The organism is Jeotgalicoccus huakuii (assembly GCF_036665975.1).
GTDB classification, from domain to species: Bacteria; Bacillota; Bacilli; order Staphylococcales; family Salinicoccaceae; genus Jeotgalicoccus; species Jeotgalicoccus marinus.
Map to the genome: position 1 here is coordinate 1 of NZ_JAVIYN010000032.1, position 1,312 is coordinate 1,312.

The 1,312-nt window shown below is 36.8% G+C and carries 1 protein-coding gene; it reads right to left on the bottom strand.

The features are described from left to right. Positions 1-142: 142 nt before the first annotated feature. Positions 143-1,278 (bottom strand): IS3 family transposase gene (locus V6E76_RS11335; RefSeq protein WP_247352870.1). Its coding sequence is split into 2 segments (ribosomal slippage): positions 143-1,032 and positions 1,032-1,278, totalling 1,137 coding nucleotides; the frame shifts between segments, so codons are not numbered across the junction. Between the last annotated feature and the right edge of the window lie 34 nt (positions 1,279-1,312).

The following is a 1,312-nucleotide window of genomic DNA, read 5'->3' on the forward strand; positions in this document are numbered from 1 at the left end:
GAATCAGAAGTCGATGCCATGAGCTATGTGAGTTTAAATGGATTGACCGATAACTCAAAATATATATCAATGCGTGGGGTTAATAATGAAGCCTTGATGCATAGCGAACTCGCAGATCATGCGAAACGATATGATTGGTATGTCAACAGTATTCTAGACAGTTTTTATAGAGTGCTTCCTTATACTCCCTCGGTGTCATATAACCGAGTGCACCATGTGGTCTAATATTGTTGTACCAATTCACATAATCAAATAGTTCAATTTTCAACTGTTGTAGAGATATAAAATGATACTGTCTAATGAATTCAGTTTTCAGTGCCTTAAATGTCGTTTCAGCAACCGCATTGTCATAGGGACAGCCCTTCATGCTTAGTGACCTTTGGATACCAAATGTATCAAGCACGTCATCAATCAAATGATTATCAAACTCTTTCCCACGGTCTGTATGGAACATTTGAACCTGTCTTAAACCATGCTTAATGGTGCTCAACGCTGCTGACACAAGATGGCTATCTTTATTTGTACCGGCACTATGTCCAACAATCTCACGATTAAACAGGTCAATAAATACACATATGTAATGCCACTTTCCAGCCACTTTTACATAGGTTAAATCACTGACGAGTACCTCCATAGGTGCGTGTCTAATGAAATTTCTACTGAGTCTATTTTTGATATTTAGTTCATTGGATTGTGAGGGATACGGTCTATATTTCAATGAAGTATAGGACGATACCAGCTTTTCTGTTTTCATAATCCGACCGATGCGTCTTCGAGAGACTTTGAATCCAAGTCTATTTAACTCATGTTTAATTCTACGTGTGCCAAAACACTGACGATTCGCATTAAATATCTCAACGACTTTATGGCTGATGATATCTTCTGAATCATCACCAGTCTGTTTATTCAGTTCATAATAATAGGTGCTTCTTGGGATTTGTAGGACTTTACACATTGCTGATACTGAATATTTATTGGCATTCTCACGAATGACATCTATTTTCGTCTCATGATCACCGCTGCTTGCTTTAAAATGTCATTTTCCATCTTAAGTTGTTGGTTTTCTTTTCTGAGTGGTCTCTTTTCTCTTTCTTCATCTGTTAAGTTATCTAAATGATTGAAAGAACCTGTCGCCTGATAATTCTTGACCCACTTATCTAAAGATGAAGGGGTTAGATCATACTCACGTACAATTTCAGATTTGGGTTTACCATTTTTAAATAATCGCACCATCTGTAGTTTAAACTCTGGGGTAAAGGTCCTTCTTGTTCTTGTCATAAAAAATCGCCTACTTTCTTTGATTTAACAATAA